Genomic DNA, 5934 nt, shown 5'->3' with positions numbered 1-5934 from the left:
AGATAAGTGGTGATTGCCAAATGCGCTCCCTTTAGCCCTGCCCGGGCAGCGATGGTGCGATCTAGAACGAGGTGGGGTTTAAGGAACCCCGGGATCGTCACTAAACCTCTGTTTGATTGCGCAAGGCGAGGCGGGTGTCTACACCTGGGCTGGCACGACGCGGGATACGGCATGCCCGGCATGCGGTCCTGCTCGCGGCTGGCCAGGTTGTTGGACCGGATGGACAGGACATGCGCTATGGCAAGCCCGAGTTCCGCAACGATGGCTTTGTCGCCTTGGGGCGCAATTCGCTGCGTCAAAACGCCAGCTAACGACAGACATCCTGCATCAAAGAAGAACCACGTGCTGCCTAAACATCTGCGTCGCCTCGAAGCTGAATCGATCGAAATCATGCGTGAGGTTGTCGCCGAGTTCAAAAGGCCGGTCATGCTCTATTCGATCGGAAAAGACTCGAGCGTCATGCTGCACGTCGCCATCAAGGCGTTCTATCCGGCAAAGTTGCCGTTCCCCCTGCTTCACGTCGACACGGGCTGGAAGTTTCGCGAGATGATCACCTTCCGCGATGAGACAGCCAAGCGCCTCGGCGTCGACTTGATCGTCCACGTGAACAAGGAAGGCATCGAGCGCGGGATCAACCCGATCGATTCCGGCTCGGCTCTTCATACGCAGGTGATGAAGACCGATGGCTTAAAGCAAGCGCTTGATCTCTATCAGTTCGATGCCGCGTTTGGTGGAGCACGACGTGACGAGGAAAAGAGCCGCGCAAAAGAACGGATATTCTCCTTCCGTTCGGCCGGACACGTGTGGGACCCACGCAACCAGCGACCGGAGCTCTGGAATCTCTTCAACACCCGAATCCGCCAGGGCGAAACCATGCGTGTGTTCGCAATGTCGAACTGGACTGAGCTCGACGTCTGGGAATACATCATGCTCGAGAAGATCCCGGTCGTCCCGCTCTATTTCGCAAAGCAAAGGCCCGTCGTCCGGCGGAGCGGCGCAATGATCATGGTCGACGACAAGCGATTACCGCTTCAGTCGAACGAGAGGCCGGAGATGCGGATGATACGTTTCCGCACGCTGGGATGCTATCCCTTGAGCGGGGCTATCGACTCCGACGCGACCACGATCGAGGACATCGTCGCGGAAATGCAGACCGCGAGGGTATCTGAGCGCCAGGGACGCTTGATCGATACCGATGAAGCCGCTTCGATGGAGAAGAAGAAGCGGGAAGGTTACTTCTGATGGCTTCCAAAGCGACAGCCGAGCTGGTCCAGGCCGGAACGAAGGACCAACTGCGATTCATCACCTGCGGTTCGGTCGACGACGGCAAGTCGACGCTGATCGGCCGGCTGCTGCATGACACCAAGATGATTTACGAGGATCAGCTGATGGCGCTAGCACGCGACAGCGCCAAGCACGGCACCAACGGCAATGAAATCGACTTTGCGCTGGTAGTCGACGGGCTTGAGGCCGAACGGGAGCAGGGCATCACGATTGACGTGGCTTACCGCTTCTTTACCACCCGGCGCCGCTCGTTCATGGTGGCCGACACGCCCGGCCACGAGCAGTACACGCGTAATATGGCAACCGGCGCCTCGAACGCCCAGCTCGCCATCATCCTGATCGATGCCCGCAAGGGTGTGCTGGTTCAGACCAAGCGTCACTCCTTCATCTGTTCGCTGCTCGGTATTCGTCATGTCGTCCTGGCAGTGAACAAAATCGACCTCGTCAACTACAAGAAGGAGAGTTTTGACCGGATCGTCGGTGAGTATGTGGCCTTTGCTGCCGGTCTTGGCTTCACGTCGATCGTTCCGATCCCGATCTCCGCCCGGTACGGCGACAACGTCATCAACCGCTCCGGCAAGACCCAGTGGTACCAGGGGCCTTGCCTGCTCGATCATTTGGAGAGCATCGATATCCAGTCCGACACTGGAAGCCAGGCTTTCCGCTTTCCAGTCCAGTGCGTGAATCGGCCCAACCTGGACTTCCGCGGCTATGCCGGGACGGTGGCTTCCGCGAGCATCACGGCAGGAGATGAGATCGTTGTCGCAGCGTCTGGACGGACTACACGCGTCAAGCGCATCGTCACCCAGGACGGCGATCTTCCTCGCGCTGAGGCCGGCGATGCCGTCACCATTGTCGTCGAAGATGAGATTGATATCAGCCGTGGCGATCTTCTCGCCCGTCCGGCTGAGCGGCCGGAGGTCGCCGATCAATTCGCCGCTCATCTGATCTGGATGGACAATGACCCGCTCGTTGCTGGACGCAACTACATCCTTCGCATTGGAACACAGACTGTGGCCGCCGGTCGTATTACTACAATCAAGTATCGGATCGACGTCAACACACGTGAGCACCTGGCAGCCAAGACGCTTAGCCTCAACGAGATCGGATTCTGCAATCTTGCGACCGCAACGCCCACGGCTTTCGATGCTTACGAGGTCAATCGCAAGACCGGTTCATTCATCCTCATCGACCGTTACACCCACCGCACGGTCGGCGCCGGCATGATCGCGTTTCCGCTACGGCGGGCTAGCAATATCGCGTGGCAACCGATTTCAGTGGGTAAGAGAGAGCGGGCGGCGCTCAAGGATCAAAAGCCTTGCATCATCTGGTTCACCGGCCTGTCCGGCGCGGGCAAATCGACAATTGCCAACGTCGTCGATCAGAAGTTGTTCGCAATGTCGCGCCACACGATGCTGCTGGACGGCGACAACGTGCGGCACGGATTAAATGGGGACCTCGGCTTCACCGAGGCCGACCGTGTTGAAAATATTCGGCGTGTGGGCGAACTCGCCAAGTTGATGGCCGATAGCGGTTTGATCGTGATTTGCTCATTCATCTCGCCCTACAGGTCCGAGCGAGATATGGTACGCAACCTGGTTGCTGAGGATGAGTTCATTGAAGTTTTTGTGGACACGCCAATCGAAGAATGCGCGCGGCGCGATCCCAAAGGTCTCTATGCAAAGGCGAACTCCGGCAAGATCAAGAACTTCACCGGCGTCGATGCGCCCTACGAAACGCCAATAAGACCCGAAATTCATCTCAAGACCATGGGGCAGAAGCCCGAACACCTAGCGCAAGCCGTTGTCGATCTATTGATGGCCCGCGCAATCGTCCGCGGCCGCTAGCGTTTGCCAAATTTGCCGTCCTTGCCGAAACACTCGAGCCGGTTAGCTCCCGCAACTTGCACTATAAAAGAAGGGTTCTATCGGCAGAGCTTGCCGTAAGGCCCAAAGCAACGCTTCACAGATGGTCGATATAGGGCTCCACATCCCGCCTGATTTCATACTAGCGGCAACCATCGTAGTGCCGTCGGCGTTGTCGGTGTCGAGCCTCGAATTTCGTGCTGATCGCCGGAGCGACAGCCCTGCGCGAACGCCCCTCAGCCAAATCAGGCCAACTTGCTACTCGTGATGGCATGCTTGGATGTTGCTTTTCTCAGCGATGGGGTCGCCCCCCATGTAAGCCGACCGCGAGCTCCGCTCACTAGTCCATGACCTCCTCATATCGTTTGTCGAATACCGAGAAACCAGCGGACAAGTACAAGGGCTGTCCCTACCGCAAATCCAATCCGCTGGCAGTTGATCGAGAATCGGGCGATGCTGCTGCTCGATGTTTGATTTGTGCAAACTGATCGTCGGGACAGTGATCGATCTGCTGCGGTCGCGCGCAATGCTCGAGGCGGAGATTTTGGTGCTGAGGCAGCAAATCAATGTGCTGCGGCGCGGCAATCCCAAGAGACTTCGATTTGCGTCGATTGACCGGCTGATATTGGGAGGTATCTGCCGGCTGTTTCCCAAGATGTATGATACACTTGCAATTGTCCGACCCGATACCGTGATCCGCTGGCACCGCGCCGGTTTTAGGCTGTATTGGCGCAGGAAATCGCGCCACTGTTGCGGTCGACCAACGGTATCGTTGGAGATTCGCCGTCTGATCCGCGAGATGAGCCTCGCCAATCCATTGTGGGGAGCACCGAGACTCCATGGCGAGCTTCTCAAGCTCGGCATCGATGTCGGCCAGACCAGCGTCGCCAAGTATATGGCACGAAGGAGGGGACCCCCCTCGCAGGGATGGAAGACGTTCCTTCGCAACCATGCTGACGGGATCGCGGCGATGGACCTTTTCGTGGTGCCGACGATCTCGTTCCGGTTGCTCTATGGATTGCTGATCATGGGCCATGGTCGGCGGCAGATCCTGTGGCTTGGAGTGACCGCGCACCCAACGGCCGAATGGATCGCCAATCAACTGACGGAGGCGTGTGGCTGGGCGCAAATCCCTCGTTACCTGATCCGGGACCGCGACGGCGCCTACGGAAAGATATTCCTGCGCCGGGTTCGATCCATCGGGATTCGAGACCGTCCGACGTCTCCTCGCTCACCTTGGCAAAACGCTTGTGCAGAACGGCTGATCGGTTCAATCCGCCGGGAATGCATTGATCATGTCGTGGTGTTCGGAGAGCGCCATCTGCGTCACGTGCTGCTCTCGTACATGAACTATTACAACGGCACGCGCACCCATTTGTCGTTGCATAAAGACGCGCCGATTTCACGCGGCGCCGCGACAGTTGGACGCATTCTCTGTCGCCCGATTCTGGGCGGACTGCACCACCAATATGCCCGGACTTGATTTGCGGTAGGCATAGCATCGCATCACCGAAAAACGAGAAATCCGTGTCGTGCCGCGATGTTGCGGTTCTGTCCGGGACCTGATCCGAGCGTCAGACTCATTCGCCAAGCAGAGGCAACGCGAAAATGGTCATTGGAAGCGCGTCTCGGTTCGCCGACGCAGGCTTTTGTCAGTTCAGATCGCCCTTCGTGCCCCCAGCGCTTAACGTCAGAACGATCCAGCCTCTTGATGCAGCTCGCCACCCCGCATCAGGCGGCGGGCGATGTCGGCGGTCTGCAGGGCCGCGCGTTCGGTCGGTGAATGGGCCGCCACATAGCGGGCAACCGCGATGAGGATGTGCCGGCCCTCGTCCGTGTCGCCCCACGCGCCGAATTGCCGGACCCCGGCCTCCAGCATCTGATACGTATGGAAGCCTGCATCTTCGCGCAGCACCGCATGCGCGAGCGTGGCGATCAGTGCCTGCGGCGAATGGCCGAGCGTGAGATGCCGTGCCACCAGGCTCGCGGCGAGATCGACCTGTCGCTGCCGGTCGAAGGCGTCGAGCAAGGCGGCGCCGATCGTCTCTGGATCCGCGGGCAGAGCATCGAGCTGCTCGCCGCCGTCGCCCGGGATGCGCGCCGGCGGCACATTGAGATAGCGAGCAAGGTAGAGCGCCATCGCTCCGTGCAATACGCCGCGAACGGCCGTGACGTGAGTGTCGATGTTGGCAGTCCCGATGCGCGTCAGCATCTGGTGGACTGCGTTGGCGTAGGTGAAGACGTGATGCGCCGTCTCCCAGTCGGCGTGCTCGTTGGCAGTGCCGAAACGCGCCACCCTGAGTGATGCCGCGTACGCGAGGGATTGGCCAAGGTCAGCAGGAGCGGCACCGGCGCGGATCGCCGCCTTGAGCGCGTCAACGATCCTGGCGGGATCGTCACCGAGCAGCTCTTGAGCAAGTGCGGCGTGGTCCGACCAGTCACGCGCGCCGCGTCCGGCAGCGAACAGGTTTGCGAGTTTGCTGGTTGATTCCTCACACAACGCAACAAGGTCAACGGGCTGGCGCCAGGCCGTCGATTCCTCGGCGCCACGAGCCGCTACCATCTGACCGGCGACAGTTGGCAGCAGAGCCGCCGCGTGTTGCCAGCCGACCAGGTCGAGGCACTCGAACGCCTTGTTGATGAAGTCGAGCGAGTGCCCGGTGTCGGCGAAAGCCCGCTCGGTCGCGGCGGCGAACAGCGCATCAGCGAGTTCAGCCGGGGAGAAGCCGGCCGCAATCGCCGTAAGCAGGGTGCGTTCGGCCGCCTCGCGATGGCGCACGGTTGT

At 59.8% G+C, this 5934-nt stretch carries 3 protein-coding genes and 1 pseudogene; 3 read left to right on the top strand and 1 reads right to left on the bottom strand.

Annotation, left to right across the window (positions count from 1 at the left end; translation table 11 throughout):
• Window positions 1-342: 342 nt before the first annotated feature.
• From cysD to CWO89_RS48530, 3 genes are all read left to right on the top strand, one after another.
• A complete protein-coding gene (gene cysD / locus CWO89_RS39825) occupies window positions 343-1242 on the top strand; it encodes a sulfate adenylyltransferase subunit CysD (protein ID WP_245475153.1) in 900 nt (299 codons plus the stop codon).
• Window positions 1242-3131, top strand: a complete 1890-nt coding sequence (cysN, locus tag CWO89_RS39820; protein ID WP_130231135.1) for a sulfate adenylyltransferase subunit CysN — start codon at window positions 1242-1244, stop codon at window positions 3129-3131. The genes cysD and cysN overlap by 1 nt, the downstream gene beginning before the upstream one ends.
• A 493-nt stretch (window positions 3132-3624) precedes the next feature.
• Window positions 3625-4632 carry an integrase core domain-containing protein gene (locus tag CWO89_RS48530; protein WP_245476789.1) on the top strand — a complete coding sequence of 336 codons (1008 nt, stop codon included), beginning with the start codon at window positions 3625-3627 and terminating at the stop codon, window positions 4630-4632.
• A 207-nt stretch (window positions 4633-4839) separates the two neighbouring features.
• Here the strand turns inward: CWO89_RS48530 and CWO89_RS39810 are convergent.
• A pseudogene (locus CWO89_RS39810) lies at window positions 4840-5934 on the bottom strand (Rieske (2Fe-2S) protein); the annotation flags it as partial.

It is taken from the genome of Bradyrhizobium sp. Leo170 (genome assembly GCF_004296405.1).
In the GTDB taxonomy this organism is placed as follows: domain Bacteria; phylum Pseudomonadota; class Alphaproteobacteria; order Rhizobiales; family Xanthobacteraceae; genus Bradyrhizobium.
Note: the sequence above shows the minus strand (reverse complement) of the source record. Positions and strands in the feature narration are given on the sequence as shown.